Origin of the sequence: Curvibacter soli (assembly GCF_029211125.1) — a bacterium.
Lineage (GTDB): Bacteria > Pseudomonadota > Gammaproteobacteria > Burkholderiales > Burkholderiaceae_C > Curvibacter_A > Curvibacter_A soli.
Genome location: NZ_JARGEN010000058.1, coordinates 1 through 16,482 on the forward strand (window position 1 = coordinate 1; position 16,482 = coordinate 16,482).

At 69.2% G+C, this 16,482-nt stretch carries 10 protein-coding genes; 5 read left to right on the forward strand and 5 right to left on the reverse strand.

Translation table 11 applies throughout. From position 1 onward, the window contains the following. Together PY257_RS12455 and pyrF are read left to right on the forward strand one after the other, a co-directional pair. A partial coding sequence (locus tag PY257_RS12455) for a uracil-DNA glycosylase family protein (RefSeq protein ID WP_345799246.1) occupies positions 1–564 on the forward strand: 564 nt, incomplete at its 5' end. A gap of 209 nt (positions 565–773) precedes the next feature. Continuing rightward, complete coding sequence (pyrF, locus tag PY257_RS12460) at positions 774–1,598, forward strand: orotidine-5'-phosphate decarboxylase (RefSeq protein WP_275742272.1); 825 nt, start codon at positions 774–776, stop codon at positions 1,596–1,598. Here pyrF and PY257_RS12465 read toward each other — a convergent pair whose 3' ends face one another. Next, on the reverse strand, positions 1,599–2,045 hold the full coding sequence (locus PY257_RS12465; RefSeq protein WP_275742274.1) for an acyl-CoA thioesterase: 447 nt from the start codon (positions 2,043–2,045) through the stop codon (positions 1,599–1,601). Between the two features lie 361 nt (positions 2,046–2,406). On the opposite strand from PY257_RS12465, the gene PY257_RS12470 reads away from it, so the two are divergent. Beyond that, entirely contained in the window at positions 2,407–3,387 is a 981-nt protein-coding gene (locus PY257_RS12470) for a Bug family tripartite tricarboxylate transporter substrate binding protein (RefSeq protein WP_275742276.1), read from the forward strand. A 378-nt stretch (positions 3,388–3,765) separates the two neighbouring features. Here PY257_RS12470 and PY257_RS12475 read toward each other — a convergent pair whose 3' ends face one another. Together PY257_RS12475 and uvrA are read right to left on the reverse strand one after the other, a co-directional pair. Next, positions 3,766–4,710, reverse strand: coding sequence for an EamA family transporter (locus PY257_RS12475; RefSeq protein ID WP_275742278.1), 945 nt, complete (start codon positions 4,708–4,710; stop codon positions 3,766–3,768). Positions 4,711–5,028: 318 nt separating this feature from the next. After that, entirely contained in the window at positions 5,029–8,016 is a 2,988-nt protein-coding gene (gene uvrA, locus PY257_RS12480) for an excinuclease ABC subunit UvrA (RefSeq protein WP_419095705.1), read from the reverse strand. A 331-nt stretch (positions 8,017–8,347) separates the two neighbouring features. On the opposite strand from uvrA, the gene ssb reads away from it, so the two are divergent. Then, positions 8,348–8,884 carry a single-stranded DNA-binding protein gene (gene ssb / locus PY257_RS12485; RefSeq protein WP_275742280.1) on the forward strand — a complete coding sequence of 179 codons (537 nt, stop codon included), beginning with the start codon at positions 8,348–8,350 and terminating at the stop codon, positions 8,882–8,884. Positions 8,885–9,021: 137 nt separating this feature from the next. Beyond that, positions 9,022–10,707: a hypothetical protein gene (locus tag PY257_RS12490; RefSeq protein WP_275742282.1), complete on the forward strand. Its 1,686-nt coding sequence runs from the start codon at positions 9,022–9,024 to the stop codon at positions 10,705–10,707. 175 nt (positions 10,708–10,882) lie between these two features. Here PY257_RS12490 and PY257_RS12495 read toward each other — a convergent pair whose 3' ends face one another. Next, positions 10,883–15,253 carry a cellulose synthase subunit BcsC-related outer membrane protein gene (locus PY257_RS12495; protein WP_275742284.1) on the reverse strand — a complete coding sequence of 1,457 codons (4,371 nt, stop codon included), beginning with the start codon at positions 15,251–15,253 and terminating at the stop codon, positions 10,883–10,885. Next, complete coding sequence (gene bcsZ / locus PY257_RS12500; RefSeq protein ID WP_275742286.1) at positions 15,226–16,476, reverse strand: cellulose synthase complex periplasmic endoglucanase BcsZ; 1,251 nt, start codon at positions 16,474–16,476, stop codon at positions 15,226–15,228. The genes PY257_RS12495 and bcsZ overlap by 28 nt, the downstream gene beginning before the upstream one ends. Positions 16,477–16,482: the final 6 nt, after the last annotated feature.

Consider the following 16,482-nt stretch of genomic DNA (forward strand, 5'->3'; position numbering starts at 1 on the left):
CCGGCGCCCGTGGCCGCCGTGCGCACCGCCCCCGCTGCCGGCGCGCCGCGCGGCGCCGCGGGCTTCGTGCTGCGCCCGCCGCAACTGCTGTTCGACGGCGTGGACCCGGCGGCCACGCCCGCCCACCTGGGTGCCGGCTGGCTCGTGGTGACCGAGGCGCTGCCCGGCACCACCGCGCAAGAGCCGTTCGCGGGCGAAGCGGGCACGCTGCTGCTGGCCATGCTGCGCGCGCTGCATTTGCACCGCCACCCGCGTGTGCACCTCGCCGCGCTGGAGCGCGTTGCCCATGGCGAGGGAGCCGAAGAGCCCGCCGCCGCACTCGGCGCCCACCTGGCCGCGCTGCAGCCCGCCATGGTGCTGCTCATGGGCCGCGCTGCGGCGCAGACCGTGCTCGGCAGCAGCGAGCCGCTGGGCCGCCTGCGCGCGCAGGTGCACCTGCGCGGCGGCGTGCCGCATGTCGTCACCTACGACCCGCCCTACCTGCTGCGCGCCCAGGCCGACAAGGCGCGCGCCTGGGCCGACCTGGTGCTGGCGCTGCGCGTGCTGCGCGGCGACGGGGCATAGCAGGGTTCTGGATAAAAAAGGCCTGCAGCGCAGGTGTGGCGGGCGGAAGCAGCTATTTTTTCAATAGCAAATGCCGGCATGGGCCGCCTGCGCGCAAAGCCCAAAATAGGACTTGCGCAAACAAGGCTGCGCCAGCCCTTGCGCCCAAGGGGCGGGCGTGTTGCCTGAACCCGTTTTGCGCAAGTCGTGCAAAAGTAGAATCGCCGCCCATGACTTTCACCGACATGCTGCGTGGCGCGGCGCAGGCCAACCGCTCCATGCTCTGCGTGGGGCTGGACCCGGAGCCCACGCGCTTTCCCGCCGGCCTGCAGGGCGATGCCAACAAGATCTACGACTTCTGTGCGGCAATCGTCGACGCCACGGCGGACCTGGTGATCGCCTTCAAGCCGCAGATCGCCTACTTCTCCGCCCATCGCGCGGAGGGGCAGTTGGAGCGCCTCATGGAGCACATGCGCCGCGCGGCGCCGCAGGTGCCCATCATCCTGGACGCCAAGCGTGGCGACATCGGCTCGACCGCCGAGCAGTACGCCAAGGAGGCGTTCGAGCGCTACGGCGCCGACGCGGTCACGCTCTCGCCCTTCATGGGCTTCGACTCGGTGCAGCCCTACCTGCAATACGAAGGCAAGGGCGCCTTCCTGCTCTGCCGCACCTCCAACCCCGGCGGCGACGACCTGCAAAACCAGCGCATCGCGGGCCTGCCGGGCGAGCCCCGGCTGTACGAGCATGTCGCGCGGCTGGCCCAGGGGCCGTGGAACCTCAACGGCCAGCTCGGCCTGGTGGTGGGCGCCACCTACCCGCACGAGATCGCGCGCGTGCGCGAACTGGCGCCCACGCTGCCGCTGCTGATTCCCGGCGTGGGCGCGCAGGGCGGCGACGCCGAGGCCACGGTGCGCGCGGGCTGGCGCGCCGATGCGCCCATCATCGTGAGTTCGTCGCGGGCGGTGCTGTACGCGTCGGCGGGCGGGGATTTCGTCGCCGCCGCCCGGCGCGAGGCCGAGCGCACGCGGGCGCTGCTGCAGGCGGCACGCGGCTGACTATTTTTCTGCCGCGGCGCGCGCCGCGTCGAGGTGCGTCTTCACGCGCTGTGCCAGCGCGATGTCGCCGGGCGTCTCGGGCTGGAAAGGCGTCACGGGGATGGAGCGGCCGTGCGAATCGACCGAGACGAACACGATCAGGCATTCGGTGGTCTTCTCCAGCGTGCCGCTCTTGATGTCGCCGCTGCGCACTTCCACCGAGATGTTCATGCTGGTGTGGCCGGTGTAGGCCAGCCGCGCCTCCACTTCGATGAGGTCGCCGATCATGATGGGCCGGTGAAACCGGATGCTGCCCAGAAAGACCGTGACGCAATAGCGCTTGGCCCAGCCCGTGGCGCAGGCGTAGCCGGCCTCGTCGATCCATTTCATGACGGTGCCGCCGTGCACCTTGCCGCCGTAGTTGACGGTGTTGGGCTCGGCGAGGAAACGCATAGTGATGGAGTTCATGGCCGCCGGGGTGGAAGTGGTGAGGGTAGTTGGCATTATTCCCGAGGCGCGGCGCCTTTGCTGCAGATCAAGGTGTGCTATGCAAACGATAGCTTGCGCCGTATGCCTTGCCTGCGCCGGAAGCGATTTCTGTGCCAGCATGGGCGCCCTGTGCAGGGGCACGGCGCCGCGCAGGTCCGGTTTTCCCCGCAGGCGCCGCGGGCGGGGATGCGGTCACAATCGCGGCTTTCCTTTCCCTTTCGCACAACCCACACGACTTACGCAAAACGGGTGCAGGCCAGAGCCCGCCTTTTGGACGCAACGGGCTGGTGCATCCTTGTTTGCGTGAGTCCTGCAACCATTGCACGCGAGGCAATCCACCATGTTCCGACGTTCCTTTCTCTCCCTCGCCTCCGCGCCCGCCCTTGCCATGGCGGCGGGCGCCGCCCATGCGCAGGCGACTTATCCGGCCAAGCCGATCCGTCTGATCGTGCCCTTCCCGCCCGGCGGCGGCACCGACATCCTGGCGCGGCTGGTGGGCACGCGGCTGACCGCCGCCAACCCGTCGTGGACCGTGGTGCCCGACAACCGCGCCGGCGCGGGCGGCACCATCGGCCTGGCCGAGGCGGCGCGCGCCGCGCCCACGGGCTACGAGATCGTGCTGGGTCAGCGCGACAACATGGTCGTCGCGCCCTGGCTCTACAAGAACGTGGGCTACGACCCCACGCGCGACTTCGCCGCCATCGCCGGCGTGGCCTACACGCCCATCATCATCGTCACCGGCGCCAACTCGCGCTTCAAGACGCTGGCCGATGTGGTGAAGGCCGCGCAGGCCGCGCCCGACGCGGTGACCTACGGCTCGCCCGGCAACGGCACCACCATCCACCTGGCCGGCGAAATCTTCAAGAACGCCGCGGGCATCAAGATCCGCCATGTGCCGTACAAGGGCTCCAACCCCGCGATGATGGACGTGCTCGCGGGCAACGTGGACCTGATGGTGTCTTCCGTACCCTCGGCCATGGGGCAGCTCAAGTCGGGCAAGCTGCGCGCGCTGGCCGTCACTTCGGCCGCGCGCAGCACCTCGCTGCCCGACGTGCCCACGGTGGCCGAGTCTGGCTACAAGGACGTGGACGTGAGCACCTGGTACGCCCTGTTCGCGCCCGCGGGCACCGCGCGCGACGTGGTGGCCGCGCTGTACCGCGAAGTCAGCCGCGCGCTCGCCACGCCCGACATGCAGTCGGCCATCCACCAGCAGGGCGCCGAGCCGCAGCCCATGGCGCCCGAGCAGCTCGCCGCGCTGGTGAAGGCCGACTACGAGAAGTGGCGCGTGATCGTGCGCGACACGGGTGCGACGATCGAGTAGGAAACGCTCTCTATTGCCGCCACCAGGCCGCCCCAAGGTAGAAAGCGGCCCCCTCGGGGGCGGCGAGCCGCACGCAGCGGGCGAGCGCGGGGGCATTTTTGATCCTGGAAACGGCAGTTGGATGCGCCTGCCGGTGCCGTGATCGGGGTGCCCCAGGCAAGACGCGACGACGCGGCGGGCTGGTGCCCGCAAGGAGGAGCAACGCCGCATGGCGCGCCGAGCGCGGTGCTGGCAGGTGCATAGCGCTCTCACCCACGAGGTGAACGCCATCGAAGCCGTCGACGCTCGATTGCATGCGGCCTGGCAAGGGATACGAAGCGGTCAACTGCCGTTTCCAGGTTGATAGCTGCTGGCGCAGGCGGGATAAGCGCTGGCGGCCTATTTCATGCCCATGCGCGGCCCCGCCACCACGCAGGCCAGCGCCAGCACCACGCAGGCCGTGCCGGCCCACTGCCAGGGCGTGACCACCTCGCCCAGCACCAGCAGCCCCGCCGCCAGCCCGACCACGGGCACGCCCAGGCTGAACGGCGCCACGCGGTTGGCCGGGTGGCGCGTGAGCAGCCCCGTCCACAGGCCGTAGCCGACGATGGTGGCGGCCCAGCCCAGGTAGGCCACCGAACCCCAGGCCAGCGCCGGCAGCGCCTGCCATGCATCCAGATGTAGCCAGCGCCCGGCGTCCGCGTCGGTGAGAGCCGACAGCGCCATGAACGGCACGATGGGCACCAGGCTGCTCCAGGCCACGAAGGCGATCGGGTCGTAGCCCGGCGATGCCCTCTGCGCCAGCCGGGTGACGATGTTGGACGTGGCCCACGACGCCGCCGCGCAGAGCGTGAGCACGATGCCGATCAGCGTGGCCCCGCCCGCGCCGCCGCCAGCCTGGGCGGTTGCGCCGACGAAGTTCATCGCGAAGCACGCCAGCCCCGCCGCCGCCAGCGCCATGCCCAGCAGCAGCGGGCGGCCCGGGCGTTCGCGCAGCAGGCCGAAGGCGAGGATCGTGGTGAAGAACACCTGCGTCTGCATGAGCACGCTGGCCAGCGCCGCCGTCATGCCCAGCCGCAGCGCGAAGAAGCCGAAGCCGAACTGCCCCACGCCCTGGAACAGCCCGAACAGCAGCAGCCAGCGCCAGTGCAGGCGCGGCGCGCGCACCAGCAGCACCATGGGCAGGGCGGCGAACAGGTAGCGCACGGCACCGAGCTGGAACGGCGTGAAGTAGCGCAGGCCCCACTTCATGACCACGAAGTTCAGGCCCCAGATGACGACCACGGCCAGCGCCGCCAGCAGGTCGCGCGGGCCCAGGGCGGCTGGGGCGGCGCAGTGGCTCATGACAGTTGCCCAAGGTGCTCGCGCACCACCCGCAGCGGATGAAACCGGCGCAACCGAATGCCAGGGATACCGCGCAACCGGCTTTGCCGGGCCGCCGGTATCGCCCCCGGCGAGGGGGTTGGCGGCCACACGCAGTGGGCAAGCCTGGGAGAGTGTTTCACTTCAGTTGCTCCACCGCGCTGCGCGCGACCCGCATCGCATGAAACCGGCGCAGCCCAATGCCAGGGATACCGCGGAACCGGCTTTGCCGGGCCGCCGGTATCGCCCCCGGCGAGGGGGTTGGCGGCCACACGCAGTGGGCAAGCCTGGGGGAGTGTTTCACTTCAGGTAGCGGCGCAGGTAGCGCCCGGTATGGCTGGCGGGGTTGACGGCCACGGCCTCGGGCGTGCCGGCGGCGACCAGGGTGCCGCCGCCGGCGCCGCCCTCGGGGCCCATGTCGATGAGCCAGTCGGCGGTCTTGATGACGTCGAGGTTGTGCTCGATCACCACGATGGTGTTGCCAGCGTCGCGCAGTTGCGCGAGCACCCTCAGCAGCAGCTCGATGTCGGCAAAGTGCAGGCCGGTGGTGGGCTCGTCGAGGATGTAGAGCGTGCGGCCGGTGTCGCGCTTGGATAACTCCTGCGCGAGTTTGACGCGCTGCGCCTCGCCACCCGAGAGCGTGGTGGCGCTCTGGCCCAGGCGGATGTACGACAGCCCCACGTCCAGCAGCGTCTGCAGCTTGCGCGCGATGCTGGGCACGGCGCCGAAGACCGCGTGCGCCTCTTCCACCGTCATGCCCAGCACCTGCGCGATGTTGCGGCCCTTGTACAGCACCTCCAGCGTCTCGCGGTTGTAGCGCTGGCCGTGGCAGATGTCGCAGGGCACGTAGACGTCGGGCAGGAAGTGCATCTCCACCTTCACCACGCCGTCGCCCTGGCAGGCCTCGCAGCGCCCGCCGGCCACGTTGAACGAGAAGCGGCCCGGGCCGTAGCCGCGCTCGCGTGCCATCGGCACCTCGGCCATCAGCTCGCGGATGGGCGTGAACAAGCCGGTGTAGGTGGCCGGGTTGCTGCGCGGCGTGCGGCCTATGGGGCTCTGGTCGACGTTGATGACCTTGTCGAAGTGCTCGATGCCCTCCAGCGCGGCGAAGGGCGCGGGCTCGTCGTGCGCGCGGTACAGGTGCCGCGCCACGGCGGCGTAGAGCGTGTCGTTGACCAGGGTGCTCTTGCCCGAGCCCGATACGCCGGTGACGCAGGTGAGCAGGCCCACGGGAAAGGCCGCGTCCACATCTTTCAGGTTGTTGCCGCGCGCGCCCTCGATGCGCAGCCAGTCGGCGCCCGGCGCGCGGCGCCGCGCGGGCACGGCGATGCGGCGCGTGCCGGCCAGGTACTGGCCGGTGAGTGAAGCCGGGTCGGCCTGCACCTCGGCGCAGGTGCCCTGGGCCATCACGCGCCCGCCGTGCATGCCGGCGCCGGGGCCCATGTCGACCACGTGGTCGGCGGCTCGGATCATGTCCTCGTCGTGCTCCACCACGATCACGCTGTTGCCGATGTCGCGCAGATGGCGCAGGGTGGCGATCAGGCGGTCGTTGTCGCGCTGGTGCAGGCCGATGCTGGGCTCGTCGAGCACATACATCACGCCCGTCAGGCCCGAGCCGATCTGGCTGGCCAGCCGGATGCGCTGGGCCTCGCCGCCGGAGAGCGTCTCGGCGCTGCGGTCCAGGCTCAGGTAGTCGAGCCCCACGTCGTTGAGGAAGGCCAGGCGCAGGCCGATCTCGCGCACGATCTTGGCGGCGATCTCGGCCTTGGCGCCGGAGAGCCGCAGGGCCTGGAAGTACGCCTGGCATTCGCGCAGCGTGGCGCGGCTCACCTCGTAGATGGCGCGGGCCTGGTCGCCTTCGCCTACCTTCACGTGGCGGGCCTCGGTGCGCAGCCGCGTGCCGTGGCAGTCGGGGCAGGGCTGGGTGTTGCGGTAGCGGGCCAGCTCCTCGCGCACGGCGGGCGAATCGGTCTCGCGGTAGCGGCGCTGCAGGTTGGGGATGATGCCCTCGAACGGGTGCTTCTTGCTCACCTTGCGGCCCGCCGACTGGCCGCTCTCCAGCGTGTAGCTGAACTTGATCTCTTCGGCGCCCGAGCCGTAGAGCACCGCATGGCGCACCTCGGCGGGCAGGTCCTCGAAGGGTGCGTCGGGCTTGAACCTGTAGTGCCGGGCCAGGCTTTCGATGAGCGCGAAGTAGTGGCTGTTGCGCCGGTCCCAGCCCTTGATGGCGCCGCTGGCCAGGCTCAGCGAGGGGAAGGCCACCACGCGCTGCGGATCGAACACCTCCTGCACGCCCAGGCCATCGCAGCCCAGGCAGGCGCCGATGGGCGAGTTGAACGAGAACAGCCGCGGCTCCAGCTCGCTGATCGAATAGCCGCACACGGGGCAGGAGAAGCGCGAGTTGAACAGGTGCTCGGCGCCGGTGCCCATCTCCAGCAGGATGGCGCGCCCGCCGCCCTGGCCACCCTCGCCACCCAGGCGCAGTGCGGCCTCGAAGCTCTCGGCCAGGCGCTGCCTGAATTCGGCCCGCGCCTGCGGGTCGGAGTCCGGGCGCACTTTCAGGCGGTCCACCACCACGTCGATGTCGTGCTTCTCGGTCTTCTTGAGCGCGGGCAGGTCGTCGGACTCAACCACCTTGCCGTCCACCCGGAAGCGCACGTAGCCGCGCGCCTGCATCTCGGCGAACAGCTCGGCGAATTCGCCCTTGCGCTCGCGGGCCAGGGGGGCCAGCACCATGAGCCGCGTGTCCACCGGCAGCGCCAGCGTGGCGTCCACCATCTGCGACACGGTCTGCGCCTGCAGCGGCACGCCGTGGTCGGGGCAGTAGGGCGTGCCCGCACGGGCGTAGAGCAGGCGCAGGTAGTCGTGGATCTCGGTCACCGTGCCCACGGTGGAGCGCGGGTTGTGGCTGGTGGCCTTCTGCTCGATGCTGATCGCGGGCGACAGGCCCTCGATCAGGTCCACGTCGGGCTTGTCCATCATCTGCAGGAACTGCCGCGCGTAGGTGGACAGACTCTCCACGTAGCGCCGCTGCCCCTCGGCATAGAGCGTGTCGAACGCCAGGCTCGACTTGCCCGAGCCCGACAGCCCGGTGATCACCACCAACTGGTTGCGCGGGATGTCGAGATCGATGTTCTGCAGGTTGTGCGTGCGCGCGCCGCGGATGCTGATGCGCTGCTCGCGCAGCACCTGGGCCAGAGGGAGGCTTTCGGCGGTGCGGGCGGATTCGGTCGCAGCGTCGGGGAGGGGGGGCAGTTTCACGGAGCCGGGAGGAGGAAAACCGACCATGATAGTCACGCCGGCGATTCGCGCCCTCCGTGTCCGTACATGGCGCAGCGCTCCGCACCCAGGGCGCGGAGGATTGATGCATCAGGAAAAATGGCTCCAGCGCAGGTGGAACAAGCGCTTGCAGCTATTGATTTTGCAGCAAACAAGGCTTTGCCGGATCTTTGCCGGAAGGCACGGCGGGCGAAGATGCCTGGCACTCGTGCGGCAGGGAGCCCACACTTGGAAACACCCCGCCGCGCTGGCGCGGACATGCGGCACAATCGGGCGTCCGGGGCGCCGCGCCGCCTGCGGACACCGTTTTCCTCCCCCAGACACCACAGGCAAGAGCACCATGGCATCCGTCAACAAAGTCATCCTCGTCGGAAATTTGGGGCGCGACCCCGAGATGCGCACGTTCCCGAGCGGCGACCAGGTGGCCAATGTGCGCATCGCCACCACCGACCGCTGGAAGGACAAGACTTCCGGCGAGATGCGCGAAGCCACCGAGTGGCACAGCGTGGTGTTCAACGGTCGGCTGGCCGAGATCGCCGGCCAGTACCTGCGCAAGGGCAGCCAGGTGTACGTGGAAGGGTCCTTGCGCACCCGCAAGTGGACCGACCAGAGCGGCCAGGAGCGCTACACCACCGAAATCCGCGCCGATCAGATGCAGATGCTCGGCAGCCGCCAGGGTATGGGTGGTCCCGGGGGGGGCGACGAGGGCGGCGGCTACGACAGCGCGCCGCCGCGCCGCGCCCCTGCAGCAGCGCCTATCCCCGCCGCCGCACCGCGCGCCCCTGCCGATCGCCCGGCACCGGCACCGGCACCTGCGCCCGCGCCAGGGCGCGCGTCGTCGGGTTTCGACGACATGGACGACGACATTCCGTTCTGAACCACGTTCTGAACCATTCCCGTGACATTTTCAAACGTCCAGTAACCTTGTGCCCGGCATGGCTGCCCAAAGCGCTGCGACTTCCATCGAATGCATGCCCCTTTCGGGCCACTGAGGACTTTCACCGTATGCGACGAATGAAATTCTGGATTCCCCTGGTGTATCTGGCGACGGTGTTGGCCGGCTGTGGCGGTGGCGGCGGCGGCGACGACGAGACTCCAGTGGGCACGCAGCAGTACCCTGGAGGCATCTGGGAGGGCACGGTCGGTACGGGTGCTGCGCAGCGCACGGCGATCGGCTACATCGATCCGGGCACCGACGGCAAGGGCGGCGCGTTTTTTCTGGCGCGCGGCGCCGCGGGCGCGACTGCCTACGACGCGATCTATGGCGTTCTGCGTGCCGACAAGACCGTGGTGCAGGCCACGGGCGCCACCTATTTTTCAGTACAGGACGGCAAGTTCGCCAGCGGCATCGCCGTGCGCGGCACGGCGTCCGCCGACCCTGTGACGGCCCGTACGTCGGCCATCAGCGGAAACTACAGCAATCCCGCTGCAACGGCTGCGGCCACGGGTATGACCACCCCGTTCAAGCTCGCCTACAGTTCTCTCAACAATTACGCCGCCACATTCGCTTTGATCGCGGGCACCTACCGCGGCTCGGGCACCTTCGGCACGGGCAGTTGGGTGCTCACGGTGTCGTCACAGGGGCTGGTTTCTGGGCGCATCGGCGGCTGCACCATCAACTCTGCCGACAATCCCAACGGCCCTGGCAGCACCGCGGCGCCCCGCTCGGGGGGATCGCCCCTGTACGGCCTGAATCTGAACATGTCGGGCAACACGCTGGATTGCCCTGTCACCGGCACGCAGCAGACCGGAGTCGCTTTCCTGCGCTTCGACAGCACGGGGGTGCCCAGCGGCATCTTCGCCTTCATCACCAACGCCACAGGCACGCCGAATGTGTACGTGCTGGAGGGACGCGCCGACCCGCGCACGGTGACGACACCTTCGCCCACGCCGCTGTCGGTCGCCGGCAACTGGCTGGGGTCTCTCACCTTCCCGGCCGGGGTGATCGGCGATTCCTCAGTCTATGGAACGGTGCTGCCCGATGGCGGGATGTTCTTCTATACCAACAGCAGCTTCGACTACAACCTGCTCTATGGCCGTCTGATCCGGTACAACAACGACGCCACGACCAACCGCTTCGTCACGGCCAACGACGGTGTGTATTTCGACCGGCTGCTGGGGGGTACCGCGACGGGCCAGTACATCGTCAATGTCCTGGTGGATGGCACGCTGGAGAGTGCCGCCGGTTCCGGGCAGGCAACCCGGTTCTCCGGCACCTACAGCTATCCGGCGCAACCGGGCGGCGAGCCTACCGCGTTCACCATGGTGCCAGACCCGCTCTATGCGCTGCCATCCGGGGCGGTGCCCAATCTGGCGCTGATCACCGGGGTCTATCAGATGGCCGGCAAAGCCTTTGGCGACCATACGTCCACCCTGACGCTCTGGGCCGACGGTGCCATCACGGGCGTCACTTCCAACAACTGCCTGATCGTCGGCAAGGTACTCGGTGAACTGGGCAGCGGCCTCAATCTGTACCGCGTGGAAGCCTTCAGCTACCTGGCCGATCCGTCAACTCCTGCCACATCCATCACTTGTGATTTGAAGGATGGCCCTTCAGAGTCGGGGACGGCATCGGCGCAGTTTGACAATGCGGGCAATGTGATCGGCCTGCGGATTCTGACTGCTGGCGTTTCTGGGAACAATGAACAAGTTGGAACGTCCAGGCGCGCCCATACGGTATTCGACGGCAGGAGGCAATAAACCTCATTCAGCTTGCGCGCGTGACGTGCGCAAGCTGATATTGAGGGCCCCCAAAAAAGAAGCCCCGATCAGGGTTTCTTTTTTGTTTTTGCTGGCGGCAGGTGTTGCGCGTGATGGCCGCCTGATTTGGCGGCATGGCTGCACATATGCCTGACTGGGCGGCGGCTCAGGGCGCTCAGGGCGTATAGGGCGATTTGATCGGGTTGACCGGCAGGCTCTGTTTGCCGGTATACGGATGGAGCGCATAGCGCACGTACAGCCCACCCACGAACTGGCGGTAGTCGCGCGCGTTGTCGAGTGCCAGATGGCCGCCGATGAAGAGCTGCGGGTGCATCTGGTATTCCATCGCCAGCCCCAGGTTGTAGCCCAGGCCGGTCTTGTTCTGACCGGGGTAGATGGCCGTGCTGTTGGCGCCCGTTTCGCCGAAGGCCACGGCGTCGCTCGCGGCCTGCGCGGCACCGGCCTGACGCGAGGAACTGGTCGGGAAGTACGGCGAAGAGTCTTCCTTGAAATACTGTACGCCCAACCCGCCGTTGATCTGGTAGCTCAGGCGTCCGGTGCGCTGGGCCCAGTCGAACGGCACGCTCAGCGACAGGAACTGCTGCGGGCTGAAGTAGCCGCCTTGCCCGTAGGTGAAGTAGCGCAGGTTCTTGTCGTACGACATGGCCGTCAGGTTCAGCCCCGTCGTGAAGGCGGAATCCAACGTGCGTTGCACGCGCCAGTACAGGCCGCCGCCGCCTTCCACGCGGGTGTTGGACTTCACGTTGGTGCCGGTCACGTCATGCACCGAGCCATAGCCGTAGACACCGAAGTTGCCGTCGTCCCAGGTCAGGTCCAGCCGCCCGCCGGTGGCCGACACGCCGCCCCATTTCTCACCCGTGCGGGCGTCGCGTGCGCCGGCGAACGACAGCAGGCTGTCGGTGACCGGACGACGCGAGAGCTGGCCGGTGATGCCAAGTTCCTCGTTGATCGGCATGCGGTACTTGACGCCGCCAGCGATGTCCGCTTCCCGAAAGCCCAGCGGCGTGGTGCCGACGTCGACCTGGAGTTGGTCGGTCTCGTAGCCGACGCCGATGCCGATGCCCGAATCCTTCTGCGAGCCCGGCGAGCGCGTGGGCGCGTCGAGCGCCGTGGCCGGGCCACTGCCAAAACGGCTCAGGTTGCCGTAGGCGAGGTCGGGCGTGCCGGCACTGGCCGTCGTGGGCGTGATGCGCACCGACAGCATGCCATCGCCCGCACCGAATTTCATCTGCACCGGCGCTTCAAGATCGGTCAATTGGCTCATGCCCGATTCGCCCTGCCGCGCGCGGCCCACCACACCGACGGAAAACACGGGGGTCTGGCTTTGCTGCACTTCGGTCAGCTCATCGAGCGCGGTGCGCGGGCGTTGCTGCGCGGCGCCGTCCCCGATCAGCGCCGGGTAGCCGGCGGCAACCCAGGGCGATGGCGCCGCTGCGGGATAGGGTTGCGCCGCGGCGGGTGCCGCGTAGGGCTGGTAACCACCCGCATAGTAGGCCGGCGCCCCAGGCTGTTGGACGGGCGCGGGCAGGTAGGCGCTGGTGTTTGCCGCCGCGGGCGGATAGGCCGGTGCCGGCGAGGCTGTGGGGGCTGGTTGGCTGGTTGGCTGGCTGGTGGCTGCGGGCGCCGCAGACCGGCTGGCGGCGCTGCGTGCTGCCGCACCCGCCGACGCCTTGCCGCGCGCCGACGCCTTGCCGCCCGTGGTCGGGGTGTCGCTGCGCGTCGTTGCGTTCGCCGGGGCCGGCTGCGCATAGCTTTCGGGATAGTACCCTGCGGGTGTGGGTGGCGCAGGCGCAGCGTAGGCTTGCGATGCAGGCGGCGGCGCGAATCGGCGGACCCCCGCCGGATCGGGGATATAGGGCTGCACCGCGGCAACGGGCTGTGCCGGTGCCGGCTGCTGCATGTAGCGGGTGGGCACGTAGGCCGCGCCCGGCGCAACGCTTTGCGGTGGCATGCCCCAGCCCCCATTGGCCATACCGACAGGCTGTTGGGTGCGGCGAAATGGGTTGCTCGAAGCGGCGGGCCCAGGGGCGCCGCTGGCCGCCAGTTGGGCGCTGCGCTGGCGGTTTTCTGCGGCCACAGCGGCGGCGAAGTATTCGCCGGCCTTGGTCGTCTTGCCCTGGGCGCGGTAGAGGCGGCCTGCCGCGGTCAGCACCTCGGGGTCGTTGGGCGCACGCAGCAACGCGATCTGCAGCGCGGATTCGGCGTAGCCGTATTCCTTGGCCGCCGTGGCCATGGTGGCTGCGGGTAGCAGGATCTGTACGTTGTTGGGGTCTTTTTCGAGCAGGCGGTTGTACAGGCCTAGTGCTTGCTGGTAGTCGTTGTTGGCCGCATACATGCGCGCCAGCGCACCGATGGCCTGCGGGTCATTGGGGCGCTCGGCAAGCACCGGAGCCAGGGTGTCGTAGGCCGCGGCCAGGTCGCCCGCCTCGCGCAGCGCGTCGGCCTGGCGCACGATGTAGGCCATGCGCAGGTCGTCATAACTGCGCCGCTCCTGGGCGGACATGGGCGCGTTCTGCAATTGCCGCAGGATGCCGGCCAGTTCCACGTCCTGGCGCGTCTTGAGCAGCGTGGCCGCGTACTGCAGGCGCATGCCGGTGTCGGGGCGCGGCGTGCGCGCCAGCACCTGGCGGATCATGCCGAGCGCGCGGTTGGGGTCGCCTGCGTCGGCATAGGCCATGGCGACGGTGCCGAGCAACTCCGCGTCCTGGCCGATGAAGGGCTCGGTCTGCGCCAGTGCCGCCTGGGCTTCCTGCGTGCGCCCCTGCCGGCCCAGCGCCGATGCGGCATCGGCCTGCACGTGGACCCAGACGCGCTTTTGCAGCGCCGCGATGTCGCGCGTGCGGTTCTGTTCCGGGATGCGCTCCAGCGTTGCCAGCGAGTTCTGCCAATCCTGCGCCTCGGATGCCAGCAGAGCGCTGGCGTATAGCGCTTCGGGCATGTTGGGGTTGGAAATCAGCAGCCCGTCCATGACGCCGCGCGCTTCGTTGGCGGCGCCCATCTTGAGGTAGAGCCGCGCCAAGTCGAGCCGCACCCAGGGATTGCCGGGGTCGTTGAGCAGCGCGTCCTCCAGCGCGACGCGGGCCGCGTTGTCGTCGCCGCGCTCCGCTGCGGCCCGGGCCTGGCCCATCGCCTGCGTGGCGCGCAGACGGCCCAGCGCGCCGACCTTTTCCTGCTGGCTCGGCGACAGGCGCTCGATGAGCTGGAGCGCTTCCGCGGCCTTGCCGTTCTGCGCCAGCACGCCGACCAGGCCGCGGATTGCGTCGGGGTTGTCGGCCTGGCGCGCCAGCACGCGGCGATAGGCGGCTTCGGCGGCGTCGTACTGGCCGCTTTCGGCGAGCACGTCGGCGAGGTTGTTTTCCGCCGTGACTTCGCGTGGGTTCAGGCGCACGGCTTGTTCCAGCAGCCGGCGCGCCGCATCACGGTCGCCACCGTCGCGCGCCGCGCCGGCCTGGCCGATCAGCGTCCAGTAATTGGCGCTGTCGAGCGCGGTTTTCCAGCGCGCCGCCGAGCCTTGCCGGCTCGCGCGTTCGAGGTAGTCGCGGGCCTGGGCGAAATTCTCCTGCCGAAGGCGCAGCACGCCCATGCCGCCGAGCGCATCGCCGTCGTTGGGGCGTGTTTCCAGCACGCTGCGGAACTGGGCCTCGGCGGCCTCCAGGTCGCCGTCGTCGAGGGCCTTGAAGCCTTCGGCGCTGCGCTGGCGCAGCGGATCCGCCGACGCGACGGCAGCGGCACGGCCTTCGCGCTGCTGGTCCTTGATCTCGCGCAGGCGGGTCTGCATGGCGGTGTCGCCCGGGTTGGCGCGCAGGAATGCCTGGTAGAGCGCAACGTCCGCGCCCCGGCTGCCGGTCCAGGCCAGTGCCTTGCGCCAGCTATCGGTGGCGGCCTTGCCCACGTCGGGGCGGCCTGCCAGGCGCTCAAGCTGGGCGATGCCTTCGCGGCGTGTTGATTCGCGGTATGTCAGGTGCTGCGCCAGCGCCAGCGCGACGTGCGGGTCTTCGGGTGATTCCTGGGCCAGTCGCTCTAGTCCGCGCCGGGCTTCGTCCCAGCCGCCGGCGGTGCCGCCGAGCGTCTGGTAGTACTCCAGCGCCAGCGGGCCCGTGGGAGCCTTGTCGCCGAGGGCAGCCTGGTAGCTGCCCAGTGCCTGGGCGGCTTGGCCGCTGCGCGCGAGTTGCCGCGCAGCTTCCAGTTGTGCGCTGTTGCGGCTGATGTTGATGTCTTGCTCCAGCCGCGCGATCAGCGGGCTGCCGGGGCTGGCACGGCGCAACTGGTCCAGATAGCGCACGGCGCCGTCGGGCCGCTTGGCGTCGAGTTCGGCCTGGGCCAGCCCGTACAGGGCTTCGGGCTGGTTGGGGTTGAGCCGCAGCAGCTTCTGCCAGGCTTCCGCGGCGCGCTCGCTGTTGCCGCGGGCTTGCCAGTACTGGCCTTGTTCAAGCAGCGTCTTGGCTGCGTCCTGCGCCAGAGCCGCAGGGCTGCCGAGCGAGGCCAGCAGTCCCAGGATCAGCGTGTGGTGGCGTTTGGAGGACATGCCTTCTCCCAGCGTAATTGCAGTCTGCCCGAAGGCAGGAATTGGTAGCGTTGTTCAGCCCAGCCGGTTCCGAAGAGGCCGAGCACGTAATCGTAATAAGGCGGCTGCGCCGTGGGGGGCGCCTCCAGCAGTTGCGCCTGTACCCGCGCCTGCTGCGACTGCAGCAAGGCGGTCTGGCCCGTGCTTTTGAAATACGGCAGCAGCGCCGCCGAAAAGCCCACGGGTCCGCTGCCCTCGGTGGCGCCACTGGTTGCCTGCACCTTTTCGGGCGGTACGCCTGCGGCGGCTACCACCGTGCCCATGCCTGCGAGTTGTCTGCGCAGCGGTGCGGCCAGCGGGTCTGTCTTAGGGGTCATGCCGGCCCAGAGATAGTTGCGGATGGCGTCGTAGCTGCCCGTGTCGCCCTTCTGTGGATCGGTGGCGAAGGCGCCGGTGGCCGCGCCTTCGGGGACCTGGTAGGCCACCCAGTCGGGGGCGAAGCCCTTGGGCGTGGTTTCGGCCATCATGCGCGCAAAGCTCGCGGTGACGGCCTTCCATGGGCCCTTGGCGTCGAACTGTGCCAGGCGACGCAGCAGCGGCAGGGGCAGATAGCTGGGGTTGATCCGCCAGATCCGGTTCTGGAGCACGAAGCCCGCTGGCGCGGGCAGCAGCATGGGCCCCAGGCCTGGCAGCTCCGCCACCTCGTCTTGCGTGATGCGGGCCAGCAAGGCACGGGCATCCGCCGTGTAGCGCGGCTCGTTCCACACGCGTCCACCTTCCAGCAGGGCATAGGCGAACCACAGGTCGGCGTCCGATGCCGTGTTGCTGTCGATCACGCCCCAACTGCCGTCGTCGCGGCGGCCCCATTGCCATGCAGGCAGGCGAGCCTGGATGTCGCCCCCAGCCAGGTTGGCTACGCTCCAGCGCCATAAGCGGTCGAAGCGGTCGCGGTCATGCGCCACGAGCGCGAAGAACATCGCATAAGACTGGCCTTCCGAAGTGGAATGCTGCCGAGTCACGCCGTAGTCGATGACGCGGCCATCAGCCTGTACGTAACGCCCGACGAATGTTTGCCACAACGGCCACTCCGCCACGCGACAGGCCGGGGTGGCCTGGGCTGCGGCAGCAAACAGCAGTGCCATGGCGCCGCCGCAGATGGCGCGCCCGCCACGCCGCCCATCCGGTGTATTCGGTACCGTGTGGGCGAATGTGGCGGCATGGCGCGCATGGGCCTCGGCAGCCATGGACCT